We start from the raw sequence: 25,346 nt of genomic DNA, 5'->3' as shown, positions 1-25,346 counted from the left end.
ATTATGTAGCGGCTGGCTCGCCATCGGTTGGGCCCTCTTGTTGACCTTCCAGTCTGCCTTCCTGCTTGCCCTCTTGTTTGTCTTCTTGCTGCAAGGCCCACATACGCGCGTAAGCGCCACCGGCTTGCAGCAAATCAGCGTGGCGGCCGCGCTCTACCACGCGCCCACCGTCTAACACCACAATCTCGTGCGCATGCACCACCGTCGACAAACGGTGGGCAATCACCAGCGATGTCTTATGCCGCGCAGCCAGACGAATTTCAGCTTGAATGGCGCGCTCGTTGGTGGAGTCCAGCGCTGAGGTGGCCTCGTCAAATATGAGTATGGGTGGGTTTTTGAGCAAGGTGCGCGCAATGGCCACACGCTGCTTTTCACCGCCAGATAGCTTCAAGCCGCGCTCACCCACTGGCGTGTCATAGCCCTGGGGCAGGCTCTCAATAAAGCCGTGTATGCGTGCGGCTTTGGCCGCCGTGATGACGTCTTCCATGGTGGCGCTGGTACGCCCGTAGCGAATGTTGTAGGCGATGCTGTCGTTGAACAACACCGTGTCTTGCGGCACTATGCCCACATGCTGGCGCAAGCTTAGCTGCGCCAAATCGCGCACGTCTATGCCGTTCACGCGCACAGCACCTGACGTCACGTCATAAAAGCGGTACAAAAGCCTGGCCAAGGTTGACTTGCCAGAGCCGGACGGCCCAACAACGGCCACTGTTTTACCCGCCGGTATGTGAATATCGACGTTGTGCAATATGGGCCGGTTGGCCTCATAGCAAAAGCTCACGGCGTCAAAGCGAACATCTGCGGGGTGGTCCAGCTGCAGGGTTTGCGCGCCGGGCTTGTCTGCAATTTCTCGCTCACGCTCCAACAGCACAAACATCTTGTCCAGGTCTGTGAGACTTTGCTTGATTTCCCGGTACAGCACGCCTAAAAAGCCCAGCGGTATGTACAGCTGAATCATGAAGGCGTTCACCATGACCAAGTCGCCCAGCGTCAGCGTGCCATCCACCACACCTTGCGTGGCGCGCCACAACATGGAGACCAAGGCCGTTGCAATAATGACTTGCTGCCCGGCGTTCAAGGCACTTAGCGTCGTTTGGCTTTTGATGCGAATCAGACGCAACTGCTCCAGGTTGTCGTTGTAACGGTTGGCCTCAAAACCTTCGTTGTTGAAGTACTTCACTGTCTCGTAATTCAGTAACGCATCAATTGCGCGCGAATGCGCCACAGAGTCAGCCTCGTTCAACGCACGTCTAAACTTGGTGCGCCATTCAGTCACCACCACGGTAAAGCCCACATAGAGCACCAGGGCCAGCACCGTTATCCAGACATAGCCGGCGTCAAACTGGGTGCCCAGAATACTAAGCACCATGGCCACCTCAATGAGTGTGGGCACTATGCTGTAAAGGGAATAAGAGATTAGCGACTGCACGCTGCGCGTACCGCGCTCAATGTCGCGCGTCATACCACCGGTTTGCCGGGCCAGATGAAAACGCAGGCTCAGGCCATGCAAGTGCTCAAACACTTGCAGCGCTATGTGACGGGTTGCCCCCTCGGTGGCTTTGGCAAACACCAGTTCGCGCAGCTCTGTAAACAGCGAGGTGGACAAACGCAGCAAGCCGTAAGCCACAACAAACCAACAGGCACCACCAACAAGGCCTGAGCCGTATCCAGGGGCGCCTGCGGGTCAATGGTCATGGCGTCTACCAGCTGCTTCAGCAGCAGCGGCACACTCACGTTGGCAGCCTTGGCACCCACCATAAAACCCAGCGCAAGCAACACGCGCCACTTGTATTGCCACAGGTATGGCAGCAACTTGCCGAGGGTTTGCCAGTCTGAGCGGTGTGGTTTGTCTGTGGCAGTTTGGGCTTGACCGGCGGCCTGATTGGCCGCGGCTGATGGAGAGGACATATGGCGCATGGTGGCTATTGTCTGCGATGACCTAAACTGCGGGGCTGCTACCCTTAACCGCAACCGATCCGAACCCTATGACAGACGACTCCCGCGCCGCCAACGGCAACCTCGTAACCGAGCTGCCCACCAACCAAGAGCTGGTGCTAAAGGTTATTCCCATGCCCGCCGACTGCAACGCCAACGGCGATATTTTTGGCGGCTGGGTGATGGCGCAAGTGGACTTGGCAGGCTCTGTGCTGCCAGCGCGCGTGGTCAAAGGCCGCATGGCCACCGTGGCGGTGAACGAGTTCATCTTCAAGCAACCAGTGCGCGTAGGCGATATTTTGAGTTTTTACGCCCGCATTGACCGCATAGGCAACACATCCATCAGTGTGGTGGTGGAGTGTTTTGCAGAGCGGTTCAGGTCGCAAGGGCAATTTGTCAAAGTCACACAAGCCACGCTGACTTATGTGGCTATTGATGACCACGGTCGGCCAACGCCTATTGCGCGCTAATCGGCGTTGGGCACTCCGACAGCATGGCAGTTGAGACAGGTTGGCGAACAGGCGTTCACAGCGCCTGGTTACCAGGCAATATACGCATACCCTTTCTCTTGCAGCTCCATCAACGCCGCAGCCCCAACTGTCTCTATTCTTGCCTCGGAAATGATGCGATCAGCACCCCAACCCAGACTTGTTAGTGTGTTGCCGCAGGCCACAAGCTCTACACCATAGTCTTTGGCAAAGCTCACAATGCGCGCGCGGGCTTGGTCTGCAATGGGGCGCTCAGGCTTTGTGGCCAGCAAATGAATGCCGGGGCCAAACGCCACCACGGCCAAGGCCACGTTGTCACCGTACTTCACGACCATTGCGCGCAGTGATGACAGGATGTGCTCTATGTACTCGGGCTCGGCCTGGTTCACCTGGTAAACCATTTTGTGCTGTGGAGGGTCCCCCGGAAAGCGCATCGCGTCATCCGCTGCGCCTGCCTTCTGCGCGGACGCAAACACGCCGCCCAATAGCGCTAAAGCGGCGACTTTGAGACTGTTTCTTTTGCTGCTCATAGGCATCCCCCTTGTTGGTAGTTATCCTCACAAATTATGAGGTTATTCATGGTGTTGCGATGTGGTTTGGAACCTAGGCGACAAGTCATAGGGCCAACCCCAAGTGTCAAGAATACACGCAAGCTTTAGGCTTGCGCACACATTAATTTTCGCTCCCACCAGCACACGCAACAGCACAGAGGGCTCATCTTGGACTTTTTGCAACTCTTAATCAGCGGCATTGCGCAGGGCTGTATTTACGGCCTGATTGCTCTTGGCTTTGTGCTGATTTACAAGGCCACAGAAACCGTTAGTTTTGCCCAGGGCGACTTGATGATGGTGGGCGCGTTTGGCGGCTTTATTGCCATGAGTGCGCTGGGCTTTCCGTTTTGGCTGGCTGGCCTCAGCGCCGTCATTGGCATGGCCTTGTTTGGTTACAGCCTTGAGCGCTTGGTGATCAGGCCTATTTTGGGCCAGCCCGCATTCTCTATCGTCATGCTCACCATAGGCGTGGGCTACATTCTGCGCGGCCTCATCACCATGATTCCCGTCATTGGCACCGAGACCCATACGCTGGATGCACCGTATGCCAACGAGGTGTTCAATATCGGCGACCTGGTTATTGGCGCAGAGCAGCTGGTGGTGATTGGCTGCACAGGCTTGTTGTGTGCCGCCTTGTTTGCTCTGTTCAAGTATTCCAAGCTGGGCATTGCCATGCAGGCCGCGTCTCAAAACCAGCTGGCCGCCTACTACATGGGCATACCGGTCAAGCGCATCAATGGTCTGGTATGGGGCTTGGCCGCTGCGGTGGCTGCCATTGCTGGCCTGTTGCTGGCCCCCATTACCTTTGTACACGCCAACATGGGCTTTATTGGTCTCAAGGCGTTTCCAGCGGCAGTGGTAGGTGGTTTTGGCAGCTTGCCAGGGGCCATTGTGGGTGGCTTGATTATTGGCCTGGTTGAGGCCATGGCAGGTTTTTACCTGGCCGAAGGCTTTAAAGACATTGCGCCCTACATCGTGGTGTTACTCATGCTGGTACTCAAACCCAACGGTTTGTTTGGCGAACAGCTGCGTAAAAAGGTGTAGGCACACCAGCGCCCTGCCCTCGCCCCTGATAACCCCCATTTAAAAACGACTCGCCCATGCGCTTTCTATTTAAAACAGACTACGACCAGGACATACGCTTGGCCAAACACAGCGGCCACGTCTTTTGGTACAGCTCACTTGGCGTGTTGTTGGTCATGGCCCCCTGGTTGTTTGACGAGTACTGGCTGGCCCAGTTGTCATTTATCCTGATCTACGCCATTGTGGGACTGGGCCTGATGGTGCTGGCTGGTTTTACAGGTCTGTTCTCGTTGGGCCATGCAGCGTTTTTGGGCGTTGGCGCTTACACGCAAGCTATCTTGGTGAACGCAGGTGTGCCTTTTACGTTGGCCCTATTGGGCGCAGCATCGCTGTCGGCCTTGGTGGGCGTGGTGGTGGCGATGCCGGCGCTGCGGGTCAAGGGCATTTACCTGGGCATGGCCACGCTGGCGTTGGGCTTTATCCTGGAAGAGGTCTTTGCCCGCTGGGAACACATGACAGGCGGCAACTCTGGCTTGTTTGTGAACGCGCCCGAGTTTTTGGGCACCACCATAGACACCGCAGGTGGTTTTTACTTCATCTGTCTGGCCATCACCGTGCTGGCAACCTTGGGCGTACTCAATTTGCTGCGCTCACCGACCGGACGCGCCTTTGTCGCCATACGCGACTCTGAAATTTCCGCCCAAAGCATGGGCATTCACCTGGCCAGCTACAAAACGCTGTCGTTTGCCATTTCTGCTGCATTGGCCGGTATTGGCGGCGCCTTGTACGCACACAAAATTCAATTTTTAACGCCAGACCAATTCAGCATCATCCAGTCTATCGACTTGCTACTCATGGTGGTGATTGGTGGCCTGGGCTCTGTACATGGAGCGTTTTTTGGCGCCATCTTCCTCATCTCCATGCCACAGATGATTGCCCTGGGCAAAGACTACCTGCCTGACAGCATTGCCCAGGCGCCCGGCCTCACAGCTGCCGTTTACGGCATGTTTTTGGTGGGGTTTGTCTTATTCGAGCCCATGGGGTTGTACGGACGGTGGCTCAAGATTCGCACCTACTTCCAGTTGTTTCCTTTCTACAGACGGGGGATGTTCAAGCGCCAAAAGAGCTTCCAGAAATCTGACCGTTTGAAGTGAGCACCACATGACAGATACAACTTCAAACCCACACCAACAAATGGCCACTGGCGACGATATCTTGATGTCAGCGCGCAACTTAAGCGTGCGCTTTGGTGGCGTGGTTGCCGTAGACAACGTGAGCTTTGATGTGAAGCGCGGCGAGGTGTTCACCCTCATTGGACCTAACGGCGCGGGCAAAACAACGGTGTTCAACCTCATCAGCCGCATCTACACGCCAACTGCCGGAGAAATTGAATACTTCGGGCGCCATCAGCAATGCATGCTGACCAGCCAGCCAGCACACAAGGTGGCGAGTATGGGCATTGCGCGCACCTTCCAGAATATTGAGCTGTTTGAACACGCCTCGGTGTTGCAAAACCTGCTCATTGGCAGGCACACCCACAAGCGCACGGGTTTTTGGGCAGAGACATTCTTTACCAAGAGCGTGCGCACAGCAGAAATCGAGTCGCGCTACAAAATTGAGCAAGTCATTGAGCTACTCGACTTGCAGCACTACCGCGACACACTGGTAGCAGGCTTGCCCTATGGCGTGCGCAAAGTGGTAGAGCTGGCCCGCGCCCTTTGTACAGAGCCAGAGCTGCTGCTGCTGGACGAGCCGTCATCTGGCTTGAACGTTGAAGAAACCGAAGACATGGCGTTTTGGATTGGTGACATTCAGCAAGAGCTGGGCATTACCGTGCTGATGGTTGAACACGACATGACCTTGGTCTCTAAAGTGTCTGACCGCGTCCTGGCCATGGCACAAGGCGCAGAACTGGCCAGCGGCACGCCGCGCGAGGTACAGACCCACCCCGGCGTGATTGAGGCTTATTTGGGCACCGTAGACGATGTATCAGGCTTGCGCCGAAATGGGCCCAACGCCAATGCACACACCGCATCTTCAGGAGAGCCGTCATGAGCGTACCGGTATCAGACGACGCCGTGTTGCAGCTGCTCAACGTTGAGAGCGCCTACGGCCCCATTAAAGCCATCAGGGGTGTGAGCCTGCAAGTACGCCGGGGCGAAATTGCAACGGTACTGGGCTCAAATGGTGCGGGCAAAACGACTATTCTTAAAACCATCTCGGGCATTATTGATCCGCGCAAAGGCTCTATTACCTTCAAAGGTGAGTCCATCACGGCCAAAGACCCCGCCTTTATTGTGCAAAGCGGTTTGTGCCATGTGCCTGAAGGGCGCGAGGTATTTCCACTGCTGTCGATTCGCGACAACTTGTTGATGGGGGCCTTCACGCGCACCGACAAGGACGGCGTGGCGCGCGACCTTGAGACCGTGTTCAACTACTTCCCCATATTGCGCGAGCGCGCCACGCAGGACGCGGGCTTGCTCTCGGGTGGCCAACAGCAAATGCTGGCTATTTCACGCGCACTCATGGCCAACCCCGACCTGATATTGCTGGACGAGCCCAGCCTGGGACTGTCGCCCAAACTCACCAAAGAAATTTTCGAGATTGTCGTCAAGATCAACCGCGACCGCGGCACCACCATTTTGCTGGTTGAGCAAAACGCCAATATGGCACTCAACGCAGCCGACTATGGCTACGTGCTTGAAAACGGCCGCATTGTGATGGAGGACACCTGCGCCAACTTGCGCGAAAAAGACGATATCAAAGAGTTTTACCTGGGCTTGAAAGAAGCCGGTGTGCGTGAAGAACGACGCTGGAAGAAAAAGAAAAACTGGCGCTAAGCCTGCGCACGCGCCAGCCACACCCCTTAAAGCCCAGTAACGACCAAGCAAAAAGACTTATGAGCAACTTGTGGAACACCCAAGCCAACGCACCCTGTCATGACATCGTGCTGGAAGGCGACACCATCCCAGCCCTGTTCTGGAACGCCGTGGCACAACGCGCCAACAACACATGGCTGCGCGAAAAAGACCTGGGCATTTGGAACAGCTGGACATGGGCCCATGCGGGTGAAGAGGTTGAGCTACTGGCCCATGGCCTGGTATCTATTGGGCTGGAGCCCAAGGCTTGCGTGTCTATTTTGGCCAACACCCAGGTGAAATGGGTGCTGGGCGACTTGGCGGTGTTATGCGCCGGCGGCGTGTGCAATGGCATTTACCCCACCGATGCGGCTGAACAGGTGCGATATTTGTGCGCAGACTCAAAGACCCGCGTACTGATTGTTGAAGACGAAGAGCAGCTGGACAAGGTCTTGCAAACGCGTGACCAGTTGCCTGACTTGCTCAAAATTGTGGTGATGGACATGAAGGGCTTGCGCAAGCTCGCCGATCCACAAGTCATGAGCTGGCAAGACTTGCGTGATGCAGGTGTGGCCCACCGCAGCGCCCACCCAGGTGTGGTTAAAGCGCGCTCCGAAGCGGTCAAGCCAGGCGACTTGGCCATTTTGGTGTACACCTCGGGCACCACCGGAAAGCCCAAGGGCGGCATGCACAGCAACCACGGTCTGGTATTCAGCGTGCGCGGCTATAACACGCTCATTGCACAGTGGCCCAGCGACCAGCGTATGCGTATGTGCTTTTGCCGCTTTGCCACATTGCCGAGCGCATTGGCGGCGAGTACTTCTCGTTGTACACAGGCAGCGTGCTGAACTTTGTAGAAAACCCGGAAACCGTGCCTGAAAATGTGCGCGAGATTGCACCGACCGTTTTTACAGCCGTGCCACGCGTGTGGGAAAAGTTCTACTCTGCAGTGATGATCGCCATCAAAGAGTCCAGCAAGCTGCAGCAAATCACCTATGCATGGGGCGTTGGCGTGGGTGCGCAAATTGCCGACCTGGTATTGGCGGGCAAGCCAGTGAGCATGGCCCTCAAAGTCAAATTCACCCTGGCACGCTGGCTGGCACTGAACAACGTGCGTCGCCTGATAGGCATTCACAATGCGCGGTTCCTCGTCACCGGTGCGGCGCCTATCTCACCTGACCTGGTGCGCTGGTACTTGAGTTTGGGTGTGCCCATGCTAGAGGTATGGGGCATGACAGAGACCTGCGGTGCGTCTACGGGCAACTCAGTTGATCGCATCAAGCCAGGCAGCATAGGCCCCGCGTGTCACTTCAACCAAGTCAAAATTGACGAGGCCACGGGTGAAATTTTGGTTAAGGGTGACAACGTCTTTATGGGTTACCTCAACCTGCCCGAGAAAACCGCAGAAACCTTCACCGAAGACGGCTGGCTTAAAACCGGCGATGTGGGCTCTGTGGATGAGGACGGGTTTTTCCGGATCACAGACCGGATGAAAGACATCATCATTACAGCTGGCGGTAAAAATGTAACGCCCAGCGAGTGGGAAAACGAGTTGAAGTTCTCCCCCTATGTGACAGATGCCGTTGTGATTGGAGACGCCAGGGCCTACCTCACGGTCATCATCATGATTGACCAGGAAAACGTAGAGAAATTTGCCCAGGACAACGACGTGCCATTTAGCAACTACGCCAGCCTTACCAGGGCTGAGCCCATACAAGCCTTGATAAAAAAGGAAATTGACGCGGTGAACAACAAATTTGCGCGCGTTGAACAGATCAAAAAATTCTTCCTGTTGGCAACGCAGCTCACCGCCGAAGACGATGAGCTAACGCCCACCATGAAACTCAAACGTAAATTGGTACAAGAGAAATACGCGGCTCAAATCGAAGCCATGTACCAATAAACGTCATCGCCAGCTTGCAACTGCGACTTTTTTCTGCTTTTACAACACGCACCCATAAGGAGACAACGCGTATGACCCGTAAAACAACCTGGCGCAAAAACGCCACCATGCTCGCCAGCATGGCTCTTATTGCCTCTAGCGCCATGGCGTCACAAGGCGTTACCAAAAACGAAATTGTGCTGGGCTCCATCCAGGACTTGTCTGGTCCTATCGCTGGCTTTGGCAAGCAGATTCGCCAAGGCATGCAGCAACGCGTAGACGAAGCCAACGAGTTGGGCGGCATCAACGGCCGCACCATCACACTCAAGTTTGAAGACTCTGGCTACGACCCTAAAAAGGCGGTCTTGGCTGCGCAAAAGCTGGTCAACCAAGACAAGATTTTTGCCATGCTTGGTCACATCGGTACTGCCACCAACATGGCCGCCATGCCGGTGCAGTTTTCCAAAAACGTCATCAACTTCTTCCCGGTAACCGCGGCGAGACAAATGTACGAGCCCTTTCACCGCCTGAAATACGCATTTGCCGCACCCTACTACGACCAGATGCGCATTACGGCCCCCATGCTGGCCCAACAGAAAAACGCCACCAAGGTGTGCGCCATGTACCAAGACGACGACTTTGGCACTGAAGTGCTAGAAGGCGCCAAAGACGGCATGGCCGATATCGGTCGCAAGCTGGACGTGATCACTTCGTACAAGCGTGGCGCAACAGACTTTGCATCACAAATGCAAAAGTTGGCCTCGGAAAAGTGCGACATGGTGGTCATGGGCACACTCATACGCGAGACCATTGGCGGCATTGCAACGGCACGTCGCCTGGGCTTTAACCCTGTGTTTTTGGGCTCAAGCGGCGCCTACACCGACTTGATACACAAGCTGGGCGGAAAAGCCATGAATGGCTTGTATGCGGCCATGTCTGTACAAAACCCCTACCTGGATGACGCCTCACAGCCCATTCGTTTTTGGGCCCAAAAGTACAAGACCCAATTCAATGACGATCCAACCGTGTTCTCTGCCTACGGCTACTCACTGGTCAACTCATTCCTGGCTGCTGCAGAGAAGGCAGGCCCCAACCTCAACACAGACAGCTTCATCAAGGTGATGGATAGCATGACCATCCCACCCGACATCTTCGGCAGCGCCGAGATGACGTTTGGCCCCAAGAAGCGCTTGGGCAGCAACGCCACGCGCTTGTCAGTGCTGGAAAACGAGCGTTGGAAAGTGGTGTCTGAGTACATGACGTTGAAGCCCTAACGCTTCGCGTCGCCTCACAAAAAAGCCACCTGCAATCACGCAGGTGGCTTTTTTTTGCCGTGCATTGCGTCCCGTATTCAAGAGACGATATAGGAGCCGCTACCCGCAGACAGCAAACGGCCGTCTTCACCTAAAAACTCCATACGCGTAGAGGCCACACGCGAGCCCAAACGCAGCGTTGTAGCGCTCAGCGTAAACCGCTCGCCAATGCCGGGGCGCAAATAGTCCACCCGCAAATCTATGGTGCCCAAACGGGCAAAGCGCTGCAGCCGACCAGCAATGGACTCATCGCAGTAACGCCCACCAATGGCTCCCATCACCGCAATACCCCCCATGGCATCGAGAGCCGCACTGATAACGCCGCCGTGTATACGGTTGTACTCAAAATGGCCTATGAAGTCCGGCTTCATGGTCATGGTGGCCGTTGCGTTGTCGGGCGTCAAACTTTGTATCTTGAGACCCAGCACACGGTTGAAGACAATTTTTTCTTCGGAAATAACACGTACACCCTCAATAAACTCTGGCTCAAGTGTGACTATGGGTTTGGACTGCGACATAGGTAGACGGACAATAAGAAAATGCCAGTGTAGCCATGGCAAGACCCAAACCCGCTCGCCTTGGCGACAAGCTGGCCTGCACCTGTCTAAACCTGTACAACTTGCAGGGGCCACCCACTGGGGAATAAGTCTGCGGCCCAAGCAGTGGGCCACGGCTTGTGCCCTTAGACTAAGGGGGCTGATATCGCATGTTGGCGCCGTTTTCGCAACCTCTTTTAACTATTTGTGCTGTCCACCAGCGCCCTGTTTCCATGACCTTATACCTGTTGGCCTTTGTGATTGGCCTTGCCCTATTGGTGATGAGCGCCGACAAATTTGTAGATGGCGCCGCTGCCATTGCCAACCACTACGGCATGTCGCCACTGCTCATAGGCATGGTCATCGTGGGTATTGGCACCTCTGCGCCCGAGATGGTGGTGTCTGCCTTTGCCGCACTCAACAACAACCCAGGCTTGGCGCTGGGCAATGCCTACGGCTCAAACATCAGCAACATCGCATTGATTCTGGGTATCACTGCACTGATCAGTCCCATTCCTGTTCAATCGCAGGTGCTGCGCAAAGAACTGCCCATACTCACATTTGTCACACTGTTGGCTGGCTTTCAGCTGCTTGACGGCCACTTGAGCGCCATGGACGCGTGGGTACTGGTGGCCACATTGGTGGTTGTGATGTTTTGGCTCATTCGCCAAAGCATGGGCAGCACAGGCGACGAGATGTCACAAGCTGCAGTTGAAGAGGCTGGCGAACACCATATGCCAGCACAAAAAGCCTGGTTGCTGGTCATAGGCGGCCTGGTTGTGATGATGGCCAGTTCCAGAACCCTGGTATGGGGCGCCGAGAACATGGCCAAAGCCTTTGGCGTCAGCGATTTAGTCATTGGTCTGACCGTAGTCGCCATTGGCACCTCACTGCCAGAGCTGGTGTCATCGGTCATTGCTGCGCGCAAGCAACAACACGCGCTGGCCTTGGGCAACATATTGGGCTCCAACCTGTTCAACACCTTGGGCGTTGTGGGCATAGCAGGTGCTATTACGCCTGCTGTCGTAGACCCGTCCCTCATGACACGCGACTTCCCCGTGATGCTGTTGCTCACGCTGTCATTGTTTGTGGTGGGTATGGGGTTTAAAGGCAAACCTGGCCGCATCAACAAGCCTGAGGGGGCTTTATTGGTATTGGCCTATGCGGGATACATGGGGTATTTGCTGTTGACTGCGATTTAAAAGTCAAGGCTTTGCAAGGTGCCCATTCAGCGCAAGCGGCAGTCACACCAGCTTTGATCTGGTGTGACGGGTGGTGCGCTACGCCATGCTTAAACCGCTGAAAAATCAGGCTTGCGCTTGTCCATAAAGGCAGCAAACGCCTCTTTGGCTGCAGGCTCGCCCAGCATGCGACCAAAGCTGGCGCCCTCTTCCTGCATCACCTTGAGCACCTGTGCTTGTTGACCCATTTTCATCAGGCGCTTGGTCTCCACCAACGAGCTCAAGGGTTTTTTAGCCAACTTGTTCGCTTGAGCATGCGCATAAGTCGCAGCCTCAGTCGGCGCAAGCACGCGATTGACCAAGCCCACTTCAAGTGCCGCCTCGGCCATAAACGGCTCACCCATCAGCAAGGCTTCTGCAGCGCGGTGGTAGCCAAACATCTGTGGCATCAGCAAGCTAGATGCACCCTCTGCACACAAGCCCAAGTTCACAAAGGGCGTTGAGAACGCGGCGTTGTCGCCGGCGTACACCAGATCGCAATGCAGCAGCATGGTGGTGCCAATGCCTACGGCTGGGCCACACACACAGGCCAGCAATGGCTTGGGGAATGTGGCAATGCCTTGCAGAAAACGAAACACCGGGGCGTCGTTACCGGCTGGTGGCTTGTTTAGAAAGTCTTCAATGTCGTTACCAGCACTGAATATGGTCTCACTGCCTTGTATCAGCATCACGCGACAAGCGGCATCGTTGGCACCCGCCTCAATGGCGTCGGCCATGAGGGCGTACATGTCTGAGGTGATGGCGTTTTTGCGGGCTACGCGGTTGATGGTGATGGTGGTAACACCAGCCTCTGAGGCCACCAAGATATCGGACATAACAACAGTCTCCTTGTAATGTGTTGTGTGATTAAACACGCTCAAAAATACCAGCAGCACCTTGGCCCATGCCAACGCACATGGTGACCATGCCGTATTTCAACTGTTTGCGCTGTAACGCATGTACCACTGTGGCCGAGCGGATAGCACCTGTGGCACCCAGCGGGTGTCCCAACGCAATGGCGCCCCCCATGGGGTTGACCTTGGCCGGGTCAAGCCCCAAGGTATTGAGCACAGCCAATGACTGCGCGGCAAACGCCTCGTTCAGTTCAATCCAGTCCAGGTCGTCTTGCTTCAAGCCGGCTGCCTTGAGTGCCGCTGGAATGGCCTCAATGGGGCCAATGCCCATGATGTGCGGTGGCACACCACGGCTGGCGTAGCCCACAAAACGTGCCAGTGGCGTCAAGCCAAAACGTTTTAGCGCAGCCTCGCTAACAATCAGCAACGCACCTGCACCATCTGATGTTTGAGAGCTGTTGCCTGCTGTCACGCTGCCACGCGCGGCAAATACGGTGCGCAACTTGGCCAAGCCTTCCAGGCTGGTATCCGGGCGTACGCCTTCGTCAATGTCTGCCACACGCTGGGCAATAGACACCTCGGCAGTATCCAGGTTGACACAGCGCTGCTGCACGGTGACCGGCGTGATCTCATGTTTGAACTCGCCAGCGGCCATGGCCACCATGGCGCGTTGATGCGACTGCAAGGCAAACGCGTCTTGCGCCTCACGGCTGACCTTCCATTGCTGCGCTACTTTCTCAGCGGTCAAGCCCATGCCGTAAGCAATGCCATAGTCATCCACGTTGTCCACGTTGGCAAACACGCTTGGCGACAAGGACGGCGCGTTACCCATCATAGGCACCATGCTCATGCTCTCTACGCCGGCAGCAATCATCACGTCGGCCTCGCCCACGCGAATGCGGTCAGCCGCCATTTGCACAGCACTCAGGCCCGATGCGCAAAAACGGTTGACCGTAATACCGCCCACGCTTTTGGGCAAGCCCGCCAGCACCGTTGCAACGCGTGCCACATTCAGACCTTGCTGGGCTTCTGGTATGGCGCATCCTGCAATCACGTCTTCAATGGCGGCTGGGTCCAGGCCTGGGGCTTGTGCCACAACGGCACGCAGCACATGTGCCAGCAAATCGTCCGGGCGTGTGTGAGCGAAGTAGCCTTTGTGTGAGCGGCCAATGGGCGTGCGTGTGGCCGCAACAATGTAGGCGTCTTGTAGTTGTTTCATGTTGTGTTGTCCTGCCTGATTAGTTACGCAATGGTTTGCCAGTCGACAGCATGCCCATGATGCGCTCCTGCGTTTTGGGGTTGGCCAGCAATGCGCCAAACGCACGACGCTCCAAGGTCATGAGGTATTCCTCGGTCACCAAAGTGCCTGCGTCCACATCACCGCCGCACATCACGTTGGCGATTTCGCGCGCAATGTGAAAGTCGTAAGCGCTGACAAAACCACCGTCCCGCATGTTGATGAGCTGGCCCAAAATAGTGGCCACACCGCTTCTTCCTGCCACTTTGAACTGGCGCTTGGCTGGCGGCCTGTAGCCTGCATCGGCCATTGCTTGCGCCTGACCCAAAGCCACATACAACAACTCGTCCTTGTTCAACACCACCGTGTCTGATGCACTCAAGTAGCCCAGGTCCTGGCTCTCAAGCGCGCTGGTGCCGACCTTGGCCATGGCCGCAGCGGTAAAGCCCTCAGTCAAAAACGGCAACAAATCGGTGCCCGTAGACAACTGGGCGTTTTCTGCGGCGCGGCGCGCCAAGTAAGTCAGGCCACCAGCGCCTGGCACCAGGCCCACACCAACCTCTACCAGACCCATATAACTCTCAAGTGCGGCCACGCGCTTGGCGCTGTACACCGCCAACTCGCAGCCACCGCCCAGGGCCAGGCCCGCCACAGCTGCTACAACGGGTACTTGTGCATAGCGAATGGCCAGCATGACGTTTTGCAACTCATGCTCGACCGCATCAATCGCATCCAGACCTCCCACCATGAAGCCGGGCAACATGGCCTGCAAGTCAGCACCGGCACTGAATGGACCTGAGCCCGTCCAGATCACCATGGCGTCGTAACTGCTTTCTGCGGTTTGCACGCCTTGCAACAAGCCCTCTGCCACTTGTGGGCTGATGGCGTGCATTTTGGTTTTGATACTGGCGATCAACACAGCAGGGGCATGGGCATGTGTCCACAAACGAATGGCCTCGTCCTCAAACACAGTGTTACCCGCGCTGGTGTAGGGCACAGCGCCGTCCCCCAGGAATGACTCCGGGAACAACTGCCTACCCAGAACCGGTAGCGCAGCCTTTGGCTCAAACGCACCACTGGCAGGGTTCCATGAGCCTTGTGGCGTGTGTACACCACCGGCCTTGGCGACAGGGCCGTCAAACACCCATTTGGGCAGGGGTGTGTTGCACAGCGCCTTGCCCGCATCAATGTCTTCTTGCACCCACTGGGCCACCTGCAACCATCCCGCCTCTTGCCACAGCTCGAAGGGGCCTTGCTTCATGCCAAAGCCAAAACGCATACAAGCATCCAAATCCCTTGCGGTGTTGGCAATATGCTCTAGATGAATGGCCGCGTAATGAAAGCCGTTGCGCAAAATAGCCCACAAAAACTGACCCTGCACGCCCGTGCTGTTGCGCAGCAACGCCAGACGCTCGTGGGCAGGGCGCTTGAGCATGCGGGCATACACCTCGTCTGCCTTTTGGCCACCTGGCACATAGTCGTTGGCCTGCGCATCAAATCGCAATACATCGCGGCCCTGCTTTTTGTAAAAGCCTGCCTTGGTCTTTTGGCCCAAGCGCCCATTTGCGATCAACAGCTCCAGGGCTTTGGGTGTGGCGAAGTGCGGGTAAAACGGGTCAGACTGCTGGTCCAGGTTGTCTTGCAGCGTCTTCATGACGTGGGCCAACGTGTCCAAGCCCACGACGTCTGCCGTACGGAAAGTGCCCGAGCTGGCGCGGCCCAGCTTTTTACCGGTGAGGTCATCCACCACGTCGTAAGTGAGTCCAAACTTTTCGGCTTCAGCAATGGTGGCCAGCATGCCAGCAGTGCCCACACGGTTGGCAATGAAGTTGGGCGTGTCTTTGGCGCGCACCACCGACTTGCCCAGCACCGTCGTTGCAAAGTGTTCCAGGTTATCCAGTACCTCGGCGCCAGATGAGGGGGTGGGAATAATTTCCACCAGGCTCATGTAGCGCGGTGGGTTGAAAAAATGCACGCCGCAAAAGCGGCTGGCCAGCTCAGGTGGCAGCGGTGCGCCCAACGCTGAAATAGACAAACCCGATGTGTTGGTCGCCAATATGGCGTGCTTGGCCAGCTTGGGAGCAATGCGCTCATACAGCGCGTGCTTCCAATCCATACGCTCTGCAATGGCCTCAATGACCAAGTCACACTCGCGCAACAGCTTGAGGTGATCGTCGTAGTTGGCCGGTGTGATGAGCGCAGCATCTGCGGCGCGCCCCAGTGGCGCGGGCTTTTGTTTGACCAAAGCAGCAATGGCTTTTTTGGCAACGGCGTTTTTATCTGTGCCCTCTTTGGGCGGCAAGTCAAACAGCACCACGGGCACACGGGCGTTGACCAGGTGCGCTGCAATTTGCGCACCCATCACGCCGGCGCCCAATACAGCGACCTTGCGAATTTGAAACCTAGACATGCTCATCCTTCAATGTTCTGCGGCTGTGCTTACTCAACACGAATCCATGTTTGCGTACGGCCCAGCAGTGGCATACCGATGTAGCCACGCACTTCCAGCTTGGCGCCGCCGTCAATGGGGGTTAGACGTACCGTGTAGGTTTTGCCTTTTTGTGGGTCCAGGATGTCGCCGCCATCCCACAAGCCGTCGTTGGTAACGCTTTTGGTGACCCCACGAATGATGTCCATGCCAACAATCATTTGGCCTTTGCGCTCATCGGTGCACAAGTCGCAAGTGGGGCTTGAGTCGGGGCCTGGGTTCAAGGCCTTTTCTACTGTGCCTGTAAACACGCCGTCTACCTCAACAATACGCACCAACGATTTTTCTGCACCAGTTTCGTCGTCAATGGTTTTCCAAAGCCCAACAGGCGTTACCTGCGCACTGGCCAAACCGGGCAGCACCAAGGCGGCGCCTGCCAGCGCCAATAGCGCCAACATAAAGCGCAGGCGTGTACGCTGTGCTGCCGGCACTGGGGCCTCTTGAACCTGGGCTATTGCTTGCACAATCTGATTTGTCTGTTTAGTCATGTTGTAGTCCTCTTAGGCCAAAGCGGCGTCTGTATCCATCAATACGGCGGTGCTGGCACGGGCCGTACGCATCAGTGAAGCGGTCTCTGGGAATAGTTTGGCAAAGTAAAAACGCGCCGTTTGCAGCTTGCCTTGGTAGAAGGGGTCTGTGTTGCCCGCCGCGATCTCGCGCAGGGCAACTTGCGCCATGCGTGCCCAGAAGTAACCAAACACCAGGTGGCCTGCTACACGCAAGTAGTCCACCGCTGCAGAGCCCACAACATCTGGGTTTTGGAAGGCCTTGAAGCCAACCTCTGTGGTGAACTTGGTCATCTGGTCGGCAAGGTATGCCAGCGGATTAATAAACTCGGCCATTTGCTCGTTCACACCCTCTTCCTTAATGAGGGCTTCAATGTTTTTGCCAAACTTCTTAAGCGTCGCGCCCTGGTTGCCCAAGACTTTGCGGCCCAGCAAGTCCAGGCTTTGTATGGTGTTGGTACCCTCGTAGATCATGTTGATACGTGCGTCACGCACATACTGCTCCATGCCCCACTCTTTGACGTAACCGTGGCCGCCAAACACTTGCATGCAATGCGATGTGGCTATCCATGCATTGTCTGTAATAAACGCTTTCACAATGGGTGTCAGCAAGGCCAGCACTTCGCCAGAGTCTTTCTTGACTTTCTCGTCCGGGTGGCTTATTTCGCGGTCAATCAGCAATGAGCAAAACAATGACAAGGCACGACCGCCCTCGGCGTAGGCCTTGGCCGTGAGCAGCATCTTGCGCACATCGGGGTGCACGATGATGGGGTCAGCGGGCAAGTCTTTGGCTTTCACGCCGGTCAGGCTACGCGACTGCACGCGGTCTTTGGCATAGGCCAGCGCGTTTTGATATGCCACCTCGGTCAGCCCCAGTGACTGCATGCCCACGCCAATGCGCGCGGCGTTCATCATCACAAACATGGCCGCCAAACCTTTGTTGGGCTGGCCCACCATAGAGCCCACAGCGCCGTCCAGTGTCATTTGGCAAGTGGCGTTGCCATGTATACCCATCTTATGCTCCAGGCCTGAGCAAAACACAGCATTGCGCTCACCCAGGCTGCCGTCTGCGTTGACAGTGAACTTGGGCACCACAAACAAGCTAATGCCTTTGCTGCCCGCTGGCGCATCGGGCAGGCGCGCCAACACGAGGTGCACGATGTTGTCGGACAAGTCGTGCTCACCCGAGCTGATGAAAATTTTGTTACCGGTGATTTTGTAGCTGCCGTCGGCTTGTGGTTCTGCCTTGGAGCGCAGCATGCCCAAGTCTGTGCCGCAATGGGGTTCTGTCAGACACATGGTGCCTGTCCACTCGCCACTGACCATCTTGGGCAGGTACATGGCTTGCTGCTCGGGCGTGCCGTGTGCGTGCAAGGCCTCGTAAGCGCCGTGTGTCAGGCCTGGGTACATGGTCCAGGCTTGGTTGGCGCTGTTGAGCATTTCGTAAAAACACTGGTTGACCGTCAAGGGCAAGCCTTGGCCACCAAATGCTGGGTCACAACTCAGCGCAGCCCAACCGCCTGCAATGTATTGCTTGTAAGCATCCTTGAAACCGTCGGGCGCTTTGACTTCGTGGGTGTCGCGGTTCAGCGTACAGCCCTGCTCGTCTCCCGAAATGTTCAGTGGAAACAGTACCTCAGACGCAAACTTGCCACCCTCTTCCAACACCGCATTAATGGTGTCTTTGTCAACCTCGGCATGCGCGGGCATGGTCGAAAATTCTTGTTCTACTGCAAAGACTTCGTGCAACAAAAACTGCATGTCACGAACAGGTGGGTTGTACTGGGGCATGTGAACTCCTTTAGAAAAACAGGTGGTGTGATTGCGGTGATGAACCCGGCAGCTGCTAGGCCGAGTAGCGCTCAAGCATGCTGGCAAAGCCCATCTTGGCGCGCTGTATGGCGTCTTGCGCTTTTAGAAAGCGCGCTTGATAGTGCAAGGTCAAAATAAGACCATGAATTTCGAATGTGATTTGCTGATCTTCAATGGCAGCGTCTAATTCACCCGTGGCTTTGGCATAGGCCACGGCACGGTTCATGGCGGCCAACCATGTTTGCACAGAGTCCGCCAGCGCCTCACGCACTGGGCCTACACGGTCTTCAAACTCAATGGCGCCACTGATATACAAACAGCCTTGGTCAATTTCCACAGCGGTGCGCTGCATCCAGTTGTCGAACAAAGCCTGCAAGCGCGCCAAGCCTCTTTTGTGCGTCAGCGCCGGGAAAAAAACCTCTTCCTCAAAGCGCATGTGGTACTCGCGCACCACAGACACTTGTAATTCTTCACGCGAGCCAAAGTGGGCAAATACACCCGACTTGCTCATGTGCATGACCTCGGCCAAAGCACCAATGCTCAAGCCTTCCAAGCCGATTTGTGTGGCCAAGCCCAAGGCGGCGTCAACAATGGCGGCTTTGGTCTGCTGGCCCTTGAGAGAATTTTTAGGTCGGCGCTTGCCCGCCTCAACCTCATGGGCAGCAGGCTGTGGGGCACGGCTCTTGCTCACACGCGCCACCGCCGCGTCTGTGCTGAGACGCTTGGAGGCGTGCTTTGGCGCATCTGTGCCGGACTGCAACAACGTGGACATGATGGGCTTGGACCTTGCAAAATAAAAACGAACGTTCGTGCTATTTTGCATTAAAAACCACGCCCGTGCCAATCCCCAGCAACAATTCAGCGTATTTTTAACAGCGACACTGGCACACGCATCTCACACGGCCTGCGTGAGAACAGGCCAGTGGTTCACAGTTCAGGGTTTGAAACAAACCGATCAAGTCTTGCTCTTGCGACTTGGGCTTGTTCAAGTCGAGATGGTCTTTAATGTGGTTGATATGTTGCTCCATGAGCTGGTGCGCCAAATCACCGTCGCCGGTTCTAAACGCTTGCAGCAGCCCAGCATGCTCATCATCGCGGCAGTTATTGACGCCAGTATGTCCAAACATACCAATGATTAAGGAAGAGCGCGCCACCAAATCTTTGACCGTACGCAGCATTACCGCGTTGTCCGCGATTTGAGCCAACGCGGTGTGAAACTGACCGGAAAGCGTAATAGCCTCGCGCCGGTTACCTGTTTTGTGCGCCTCTGTCTCTTTGTGCAAATGACGCTCAAGGGCTGCAATGTCCTTGGCCTTGGCATTGCCCACAGCGATTTTGGCCAACGACGGTTCGACCAGCAAACGGGATTGAAATACATCGCGCGCTTGCTTGGCGGTTGGCCGGGCAACGAAGGCACCACGGTTTGGCAACAAGTCAACCAGCTCACGGTTGGCCAGCAACAACAGGCTGCGACGGATGCGCATACGCCCAACGCCAAATGCTTTGCACATTGCAGCCTCGGACAACTTGGTACCTGGCGCCAACCGTTGATCAATGAGCGCAGCATACACACGCTCGACAATCATTTCTTCTTCTTCTTGATCAGTTTTGGCCATACGGAATATTACCTTTTCTTTGTGCACCAACTGCAACACACTGCACCAGCGGTGTGCGGCATCACAAAATGGCACCAATCCGGTGCTAAATGGTTAACGATTCAGTGTGCTGCGAGCATTCTGACACCCAGCAATTGTTGCTCCTGTATGCACAGGAGCAACAAAACAGTGAGCCCTGAAGACGGCGATTTACACACGATGCGAGGCGCTCCCTACGCTATCGGGCCTGAATGTTGCTGTAGTGATTTGTGGCTGTTAACAATTCAAGGGAAAACCCTCTGGTTTTTATTGTTAACAATCCACACAATTGTGCTTCCAACTTAGCGGTTGTAACCAGCCGGGCCGAAGTTGGCTGTGCATTCATTCAGTGACCTTTTAGAAAGACCCTCAACATGAAAAAACGTAACTTTTTAAAGACAACCGCGTTGGCCAGCTTAGCCTCACTGACGGTAGCCAGCGCAGCTTGGGCAGCCAACCCTGTGCTGAAAATTGGCTTTGTTGGCGTGACATCTGGTCCCGCCGCCTCTTGGGGCATCTCTAACCAGCGCTCCATGGAAACACGCGCAGCTTGGATCAATGAAACCGGTGGCGTCACCATTGGCGGCACCACTTACGACATCAAAATCGTTGCATTTGACGACCAAAAAGATCCCAAGCGAGCTATCGCTGGCATGGAAAAAATGGCGCAAGAAGGCGTCCACTATGTGGTCGGCCCCAATGTTGACGACGGCGCTGCCGCTGTTCGCCCAGTCGCCGAGAGCAAGGGCATCATGTACTTCCCCTACGCCTTTCCCAAGTCGTTGTACCAAAAGCCTGCATCCAATGCCGTCTTGGGCATGATCGCCAACTACCAATCCGGTCCTGCTATTTACAAGTACCTGATTAAAAGCAAAGGCATCAAGAGCGTTGCGTTTGTAGCGGCCAACGAGTCTGACCCGTTGAGCCAGCGTGATGGCGGCGTGCAAGCAGCCAAGGCCCTGGGCTTGCAAGTTGTCTCTGGCAGCGTGACATACCAAGTCGACACCACAGACTTCACGCCCGTGTTGCTACCTGTCCTCAAGACGCGCCCAGATTTACTGGTGTTGTCCGGCGTGTCTCCCGCCAGTGCACCACAGTTGATCCGCTCTGCTCGCGAGTTGGGCTACAAGGGCCTGATCTCTACTGAGACGGCACAAGATGCCAACGTGTTGAAAGAAGGCGCTGGCGATTTGGCAGACGGCTTTATTTCAGTTGGCGGTGCGTCCACACCCGAATTGGCATCAGACATGATGCGTGATTTTGTGAAGCGCTACACCAAAATGTTTGGCGAGTACAACGACGAGTCCAACACCAAGGTCTATGCCCTGGAGTACATCTTGGAAACACTCAAAGCCAATCCAGGTGCCATCAATGACGTGGCTGCTTTCAAGAAAACCATGGATACATTTGAAGCACCCAACCCCTACATGATTGGCGACGCCAAACTCAAATATGTCGGCATGAGTTCATTTGGCCAAAAACGCCAAGTGTCTGTGCCATTGGTTGTAAATGTTTACAAAAATGGCAAATTTGAAACCCTGTTTGTCGCGCAAGTAGATTGATTCGATTGAACCAATTCTTTCGATCAAGATGTAATACAAAAGGGTTGAAGTGCGGCGGGTTATAGACCCGCCGCGCTTGACTTGCAAAGGTCATCATGGAACAAATAATAGTCAATGGGCTTTATCTAGGCGCTCAATACGCGCTGATAGCCCTGGGCTTAACGCTCATCTTTTCACTTATGAACGTGCTCAACTTTGCGCACGGGCAAATGTATGTTTTAGGTGGCTTTGTCACCTATACAGTTGTGGCGCAATTTCAGCTGCCGTTCATCGTGGGCTTGCTGGCCTCAGCTGTGGTCTTGGCCGTGGTTGGCGCTTTGGTGGAAAAGTTTTTATTCCGTCCGGTCATCAAGAAATCCAAACGAGAAGAAAGCACCATGTTGCTCGCTGCTGGTATTGCCTTCTTTTTAGACGCCGTTATTTTGCTGATGTTTGGCGAGAAGCAGCGCGGCGTTCCAAAAATCATAGACGGCGTGTTCAATTGGGACTTTATAGTCATCATGCCTTATGACCGGATTGTGATTGGCTTTATTGCGATTGCCATCATTGCTGCGTTCATTTTGTTTATGCAGTACTCAACAGCAGGGCGAGCCATGCGCGCGCTGGCACAAGACAAGGTGGCCGCGACCTTAATGGGTGTCGATGTGGCGATGTATTCCATGATTGGTTTTGCGCTGGGTGCCGCTTTAGCCGGTCTGGTGGGAGGCCTATTGGTCACCATTACGGGCGTTAACTTGGGCATGGGCGGCCCAGCCTCTATCAAGGCCTTCATGATGATCATGATTGGTGGCGCAGGCATCATTTCAGGCGCAATCGCAGGCGGGTTTATTTTAGGAATGATGGAAAGCGTAGGGCTGACATTGCTGTCGGAATACGGTGACATCACCTACTTGGTCATCTTTGCCTCTCTGATGATTTTCCTAGCCTTGCGTCCACAGGGACTCATGGGCAAACCTTGGGGTTAAAGCGATGCATAACAACAAATTCATACTTCTCGTTGTCGGTGTCATAGCTCTGTATGTCGGTGTACCTTTCGCCATTGGTGTATCCGGACGGATAGACTTTTTTTACACGCTCACGTCAGTCGCTTTGCTATCCATTGCCTCGGCGGGTGTATGGCTGACCTTTTACATTGGCCGTATCAATATTGGCCAAGGTGCGTACGCGCTGGCAGGCGGCTATGTGTCGGCAATCCTGATCACCCAAGCAGGCATGAGCTTTTGGCTCAGCCTGCCCATTGCGGGATTGTTTTGCGCCGTACTGTCAGTGTTCATTGGCCTTCCAATTTTGCGATTGCGAGGCGTGTACTTTGCCATGGTTACATTGGTGCTGACAGAGGTCATGCGCTTGGTGGCGCTGGCGCTGCCTATCACCAAAGGGGCAAAAGGCATTACCTCAATGCCCTTGCCTGGTGAACTAAGCGTATTCGGTATGACTTTGATACCAGACTTCGCGACATTGGAAAACCCCAAAATAGCGTTTTACTGGATGGCAATCACCATCATGATCATTGCGTATGCAGTGTTGTGGCGCATAGTCAATTCTCGCTTGGGCCACCTGTGCCGATCACTGCAGCAAAACGAAGAACTGTCGGCCAGTATTGGCGTGAATACGGCTTATCTGCGTGTATTGGCCTACTCTATCTCGTCATTCTTTGGCGGTATAGCCGGCGCCAGTTTTGTATCGATCGCGCAATCCATTTACCCGTCTTCCTTCCAAGTGGCAGACAGCGTGAATTTCATGCTCAACTGCTTCTTAGGCGGATTGGGTTTTGTATTTGGTCCCATGCTGGGCACCTTGATCCTGTACTTCGGATGGGACTTGCTGTTCACCACTGGCCAATACCAGTTGTTGATTTACTCATCGCTGCTGATTATTCTGATGCTGGCCTTACCCAACGGCGTGTTGAGTTTGTTTGAGAAGAAGAAGGTGAACTCATGAACGCTTTGCTAGAGGTCAAAGGCGTCACCAAACGCTTTGGAGGCCTAACCGCCGTCAACAACGTGAGCTTTGACGTTAACAAAGGCGACATTGTGTCGGTCATCGGCCCCAACGGAGCCGGCAAGTCCACACTGTTTAAACTGATTTCCTCGTTTCTAACCACCAGCGATGGTGAGGTATTGCTCAACGGCAAACGCATCAACAACCTGGCACCACACATTGTGGCCCGCTTGGGTGTGGTGCGCACCTTCCAAGAGACGACCATTTTCAAGTCCATGACAGTGCGTGAGAACATCATCGTGTCACACCACCTGCGCTCCAAGGCGTCGTTGTTGGGCTTCTTTTGGGGTTCCAAACAAGCACGCGCAGACGAAGCCGAATTTGGTGACTCTGCCGACCAGATCATCACCTTCTTGGGCTTAGAAGCCATCGCCAATGAGTTGGCGTCTAACCTGCCTCAGGGTCACTTGCGCGCTTTGGGCATGTCGATTGGCTTGGCGACCAACCCCATGATTTTGCTGCTTGACGAGCCTTTTGCCGGCATGAACCACGACGAAACCATGCACATGGTCAGTCTGGTTCGCCGCTTGCGCGACGAACGTGGCGTAACCATCATGCTGGTGGAGCACGATATGCCTGCCGTGATGAAAATTTCCGATCGAATTGTGGTGATTAACTTTGGCGAGAAAATCGCCGAAGGCACGCCACATGACATTCAAAACAACGAAAAAGTCATTGAAGCCTACTTGGGCTCTGAAGACGCTGCGATTGGGATGTAAACAATGGAACCTATATTACGTTTTGAAAACGTTGAGTTGTATTACGACCACGTGTACGCTTTAAAAGGCGTCAGCATAGAAGTCGGGCAAAGTGAAACAGTGGCCTTGATAGGCGCCAACGGTGCTGGAAAGTCATCCATACTGCGCGCCATAACCGGTTTGGCACCGCTGCGATCTGGCCAAATACACTACCAGGGCGAGCGTCTTGACGGAACTCCAGCCTGCGATATTGTGCGCAAAGGTATTGCCATGGTGCCAGAGGGCAGGCGTGTATTTCCTTATATGTCCATAAAAGACAACTTGCTCATGGGCGCTTTTACGCGAACTGACAAGGCCGGTGTTGCGCGTACGCTAGACAGCGTTCTGGAGCGCTTTCCCCGCCTGCGTGAACGCTATGGGCAACAGGCCAGCACCTTATCGGGCGGTGAACAACAAATGATGGTCATTGGCAGAGCTTTAATGGCCAAGCCCAAGTTGCTGCTGCTCGACGAACCCAGCTTGGGCATTGCGCCCAAATTGGTACAAGACATAGCCCGGTCCATTGTTGCGATTTCTCGCGATGAAGACGTCAGCGTCTTGCTGGTTGAACAAAACAGCCGTATGGCACTGTCTATTTCAAAGCGCGCCTATGCCATGTCTACAGGCTCAATTGTGGTCGAGGGTGAATCTAAATCCCTCATGAATGACGACCGCATCAAAGCCGCCTACTTGGGCAGCGAAGTTTAAA

At 55.0% G+C, this 25,346-nt stretch carries 21 protein-coding genes and 2 pseudogenes; 13 read left to right on the top strand and 10 right to left on the bottom strand.

Annotated features, from left to right (window positions below; translation table 11 throughout):
• Window position 1: 1 nt before the first annotated feature.
• Window positions 2-1,917 (bottom strand): annotated as a pseudogene (locus LN050_10580) (ABC transporter ATP-binding protein/permease).
• A gap of 68 nt (window positions 1,918-1,985) precedes the next feature.
• Between LN050_10580 and LN050_10575 the strand changes: the two are divergent.
• Window positions 1,986-2,405 carry an acyl-CoA thioesterase gene (locus LN050_10575; GenBank protein ID UFS56170.1) on the top strand — a complete coding sequence of 140 codons (420 nt, stop codon included), beginning with the start codon at window positions 1,986-1,988 and terminating at the stop codon, window positions 2,403-2,405.
• A 68-nt stretch (window positions 2,406-2,473) separates the two neighbouring features.
• Here the strand turns inward: LN050_10575 and LN050_10570 are convergent, their stop codons facing one another.
• On the bottom strand, window positions 2,474-2,953 hold the full coding sequence (locus tag LN050_10570) for a DsrE family protein (protein ID UFS56169.1): 480 nt from the start codon (window positions 2,951-2,953) through the stop codon (window positions 2,474-2,476).
• A gap of 189 nt (window positions 2,954-3,142) precedes the next feature.
• Here LN050_10570 and LN050_10565 point away from each other — a divergent pair, with 189 nt between their 5' ends.
• The 6 genes and pseudogenes from LN050_10565 to LN050_10540 all read left to right on the top strand — a co-directional run bounded on the left by LN050_10565 (window position 3,143) and on the right by LN050_10540 (window position 10,011).
• The gene (locus tag LN050_10565; protein UFS56168.1) at window positions 3,143-4,018 is read left to right on the top strand and encodes a branched-chain amino acid ABC transporter permease; all 876 of its coding nucleotides are present in this window, start codon (window positions 3,143-3,145) and stop codon (window positions 4,016-4,018) included.
• A 56-nt stretch (window positions 4,019-4,074) separates the two neighbouring features.
• Complete coding sequence (locus tag LN050_10560; protein ID UFS56167.1) at window positions 4,075-5,151, top strand: branched-chain amino acid ABC transporter permease; 1,077 nt, start codon at window positions 4,075-4,077, stop codon at window positions 5,149-5,151.
• A 7-nt stretch (window positions 5,152-5,158) separates the two neighbouring features.
• On the top strand, window positions 5,159-6,052 hold the full coding sequence (locus LN050_10555; protein UFS56166.1) for an ABC transporter ATP-binding protein: 894 nt from the start codon (window positions 5,159-5,161) through the stop codon (window positions 6,050-6,052).
• Window positions 6,049-6,837 (top strand): ABC transporter ATP-binding protein, encoded by a 789-nt coding sequence (locus LN050_10550; GenBank protein ID UFS56165.1) that lies wholly within the window; start codon window positions 6,049-6,051, stop codon window positions 6,835-6,837. Before LN050_10555 ends, LN050_10550 begins: the two co-directional genes overlap by 4 nt.
• Before the next feature lie 59 nt (window positions 6,838-6,896).
• Window positions 6,897-8,758 (top strand): annotated as a pseudogene (locus LN050_10545) (long-chain fatty acid--CoA ligase).
• 71 nt (window positions 8,759-8,829) lie between these two features.
• A complete protein-coding gene (locus LN050_10540) occupies window positions 8,830-10,011 on the top strand; it encodes an ABC transporter substrate-binding protein (GenBank protein UFS56164.1) in 1,182 nt (393 codons plus the stop codon).
• 77 nt (window positions 10,012-10,088) lie between these two features.
• Here LN050_10540 and LN050_10535 read toward each other — a convergent pair whose 3' ends face one another.
• Window positions 10,089-10,568, bottom strand: a complete 480-nt coding sequence (locus tag LN050_10535; protein UFS56163.1) for a thioesterase family protein — start codon at window positions 10,566-10,568, stop codon at window positions 10,089-10,091.
• A 251-nt stretch (window positions 10,569-10,819) separates the two neighbouring features.
• Here LN050_10535 and LN050_10530 point away from each other — a divergent pair, with 251 nt between their 5' ends.
• A complete protein-coding gene (locus tag LN050_10530; protein UFS56162.1) occupies window positions 10,820-11,788 on the top strand; it encodes a calcium/sodium antiporter in 969 nt (322 codons plus the stop codon).
• 89 nt (window positions 11,789-11,877) lie between these two features.
• Here LN050_10530 and LN050_10525 read toward each other — a convergent pair whose 3' ends face one another.
• The 7 genes from LN050_10525 to LN050_10495 form a co-directional block, all read right to left on the bottom strand.
• Window positions 11,878-12,642, bottom strand: coding sequence for an enoyl-CoA hydratase (locus LN050_10525; GenBank protein ID UFS56161.1), 765 nt, complete (start codon window positions 12,640-12,642; stop codon window positions 11,878-11,880).
• A 31-nt stretch (window positions 12,643-12,673) separates the two neighbouring features.
• Complete coding sequence (locus tag LN050_10520) at window positions 12,674-13,879, bottom strand: acetyl-CoA C-acyltransferase (protein UFS56160.1); 1,206 nt, start codon at window positions 13,877-13,879, stop codon at window positions 12,674-12,676.
• Between the two features lie 19 nt (window positions 13,880-13,898).
• The gene (locus LN050_10515) at window positions 13,899-16,307 is read right to left on the bottom strand and encodes a 3-hydroxyacyl-CoA dehydrogenase NAD-binding domain-containing protein (GenBank protein ID UFS56159.1); all 2,409 of its coding nucleotides are present in this window, start codon (window positions 16,305-16,307) and stop codon (window positions 13,899-13,901) included.
• Between the two features lie 29 nt (window positions 16,308-16,336).
• Entirely contained in the window at window positions 16,337-16,783 is a 447-nt protein-coding gene (locus LN050_10510; protein ID UFS57393.1) for a DUF2147 domain-containing protein, read from the bottom strand.
• A gap of 102 nt (window positions 16,784-16,885) precedes the next feature.
• Window positions 16,886-18,682, bottom strand: coding sequence for an acyl-CoA dehydrogenase C-terminal domain-containing protein (locus LN050_10505; GenBank protein UFS56158.1), 1,797 nt, complete (start codon window positions 18,680-18,682; stop codon window positions 16,886-16,888).
• A gap of 55 nt (window positions 18,683-18,737) precedes the next feature.
• Entirely contained in the window at window positions 18,738-19,475 is a 738-nt protein-coding gene (locus tag LN050_10500; protein UFS56157.1) for a TetR/AcrR family transcriptional regulator, read from the bottom strand.
• Window positions 19,476-19,572: 97 nt separating this feature from the next.
• On the bottom strand, window positions 19,573-20,319 hold the full coding sequence (locus LN050_10495) for a GntR family transcriptional regulator (protein ID UFS56156.1): 747 nt from the start codon (window positions 20,317-20,319) through the stop codon (window positions 19,573-19,575).
• A gap of 392 nt (window positions 20,320-20,711) precedes the next feature.
• Between LN050_10495 and LN050_10490 the strand changes: the two genes are divergently transcribed.
• From LN050_10490 to LN050_10470, 5 genes are all read left to right on the top strand, one after another.
• Complete coding sequence (locus LN050_10490) at window positions 20,712-21,899, top strand: ABC transporter substrate-binding protein (protein UFS56155.1); 1,188 nt, start codon at window positions 20,712-20,714, stop codon at window positions 21,897-21,899.
• Between the two features lie 95 nt (window positions 21,900-21,994).
• Window positions 21,995-22,864 carry a branched-chain amino acid ABC transporter permease gene (locus tag LN050_10485; GenBank protein ID UFS56154.1) on the top strand — a complete coding sequence of 290 codons (870 nt, stop codon included), beginning with the start codon at window positions 21,995-21,997 and terminating at the stop codon, window positions 22,862-22,864.
• A gap of 124 nt (window positions 22,865-22,988) precedes the next feature.
• Window positions 22,989-23,840: a branched-chain amino acid ABC transporter permease gene (locus LN050_10480; protein ID UFS56153.1), complete on the top strand. Its 852-nt coding sequence runs from the start codon at window positions 22,989-22,991 to the stop codon at window positions 23,838-23,840.
• Window positions 23,837-24,619 (top strand): ABC transporter ATP-binding protein, encoded by a 783-nt coding sequence (locus LN050_10475; protein ID UFS56152.1) that lies wholly within the window; start codon window positions 23,837-23,839, stop codon window positions 24,617-24,619. Before LN050_10480 ends, LN050_10475 begins: the two co-directional genes overlap by 4 nt.
• 3 nt (window positions 24,620-24,622) lie before the next feature.
• Entirely contained in the window at window positions 24,623-25,345 is a 723-nt protein-coding gene (locus tag LN050_10470) for an ABC transporter ATP-binding protein (GenBank protein UFS56151.1), read from the top strand.
• Window position 25,346 lies beyond the last annotated feature (1 nt).

The organism is Comamonadaceae bacterium M7527 (assembly GCA_021044545.1).
In the GTDB taxonomy this organism is placed as follows: Bacteria; Pseudomonadota; Gammaproteobacteria; order Burkholderiales; family Burkholderiaceae_C; genus RS62.
This window is presented reverse-complemented; position numbering and strand designations above follow the sequence as displayed.

Bases quoted from the DNA above. Each gene is read 5' to 3' on its own strand.
- LN050_10520 (UFS56160.1), bottom strand. From the start codon at position 13,879: ATGAAACAACTACAAGACGCCTACATTGTTGCGGCCACACGCACGCCC.
- LN050_10570 (UFS56169.1), bottom strand. From the start codon at position 2,953: ATGAGCAGCAAAAGAAACAGTCTCAAAGTCGCCGCTTTAGCGCTATTG.
- LN050_10540 (UFS56164.1), top strand. From the start codon at position 8,830: ATGACCCGTAAAACAACCTGGCGCAAAAACGCCACCATGCTCGCCAGC.
- LN050_10525 (UFS56161.1), bottom strand. From the start codon at position 12,642: ATGTCCGATATCTTGGTGGCCTCAGAGGCTGGTGTTACCACCATCACC.
- LN050_10485 (UFS56154.1), top strand. From the start codon at position 21,995: ATGGAACAAATAATAGTCAATGGGCTTTATCTAGGCGCTCAATACGCG.
- LN050_10510 (UFS57393.1), bottom strand. From the start codon at position 16,783: ATGTTGGCGCTATTGGCGCTGGCAGGCGCCGCCTTGGTGCTGCCCGGT.
- LN050_10475 (UFS56152.1), top strand. From the start codon at position 23,837: ATGAACGCTTTGCTAGAGGTCAAAGGCGTCACCAAACGCTTTGGAGGC.
- LN050_10550 (UFS56165.1), top strand. From the start codon at position 6,049: ATGAGCGTACCGGTATCAGACGACGCCGTGTTGCAGCTGCTCAACGTT.
- LN050_10555 (UFS56166.1), top strand. From the start codon at position 5,159: ATGACAGATACAACTTCAAACCCACACCAACAAATGGCCACTGGCGAC.
- LN050_10495 (UFS56156.1), bottom strand. From the start codon at position 20,319: ATGGCCAAAACTGATCAAGAAGAAGAAGAAATGATTGTCGAGCGTGTG.
- LN050_10500 (UFS56157.1), bottom strand. From the start codon at position 19,475: ATGTCCACGTTGTTGCAGTCCGGCACAGATGCGCCAAAGCACGCCTCC.
- LN050_10515 (UFS56159.1), bottom strand. From the start codon at position 16,307: ATGTCTAGGTTTCAAATTCGCAAGGTCGCTGTATTGGGCGCCGGCGTG.
- LN050_10470 (UFS56151.1), top strand. From the start codon at position 24,623: ATGGAACCTATATTACGTTTTGAAAACGTTGAGTTGTATTACGACCAC.
- LN050_10560 (UFS56167.1), top strand. From the start codon at position 4,075: ATGCGCTTTCTATTTAAAACAGACTACGACCAGGACATACGCTTGGCC.
- LN050_10490 (UFS56155.1), top strand. From the start codon at position 20,712: ATGAAAAAACGTAACTTTTTAAAGACAACCGCGTTGGCCAGCTTAGCC.
- LN050_10575 (UFS56170.1), top strand. From the start codon at position 1,986: ATGACAGACGACTCCCGCGCCGCCAACGGCAACCTCGTAACCGAGCTG.
- LN050_10505 (UFS56158.1), bottom strand. From the start codon at position 18,682: ATGCCCCAGTACAACCCACCTGTTCGTGACATGCAGTTTTTGTTGCAC.
- LN050_10530 (UFS56162.1), top strand. From the start codon at position 10,820: ATGACCTTATACCTGTTGGCCTTTGTGATTGGCCTTGCCCTATTGGTG.
- LN050_10535 (UFS56163.1), bottom strand. From the start codon at position 10,568: ATGTCGCAGTCCAAACCCATAGTCACACTTGAGCCAGAGTTTATTGAG.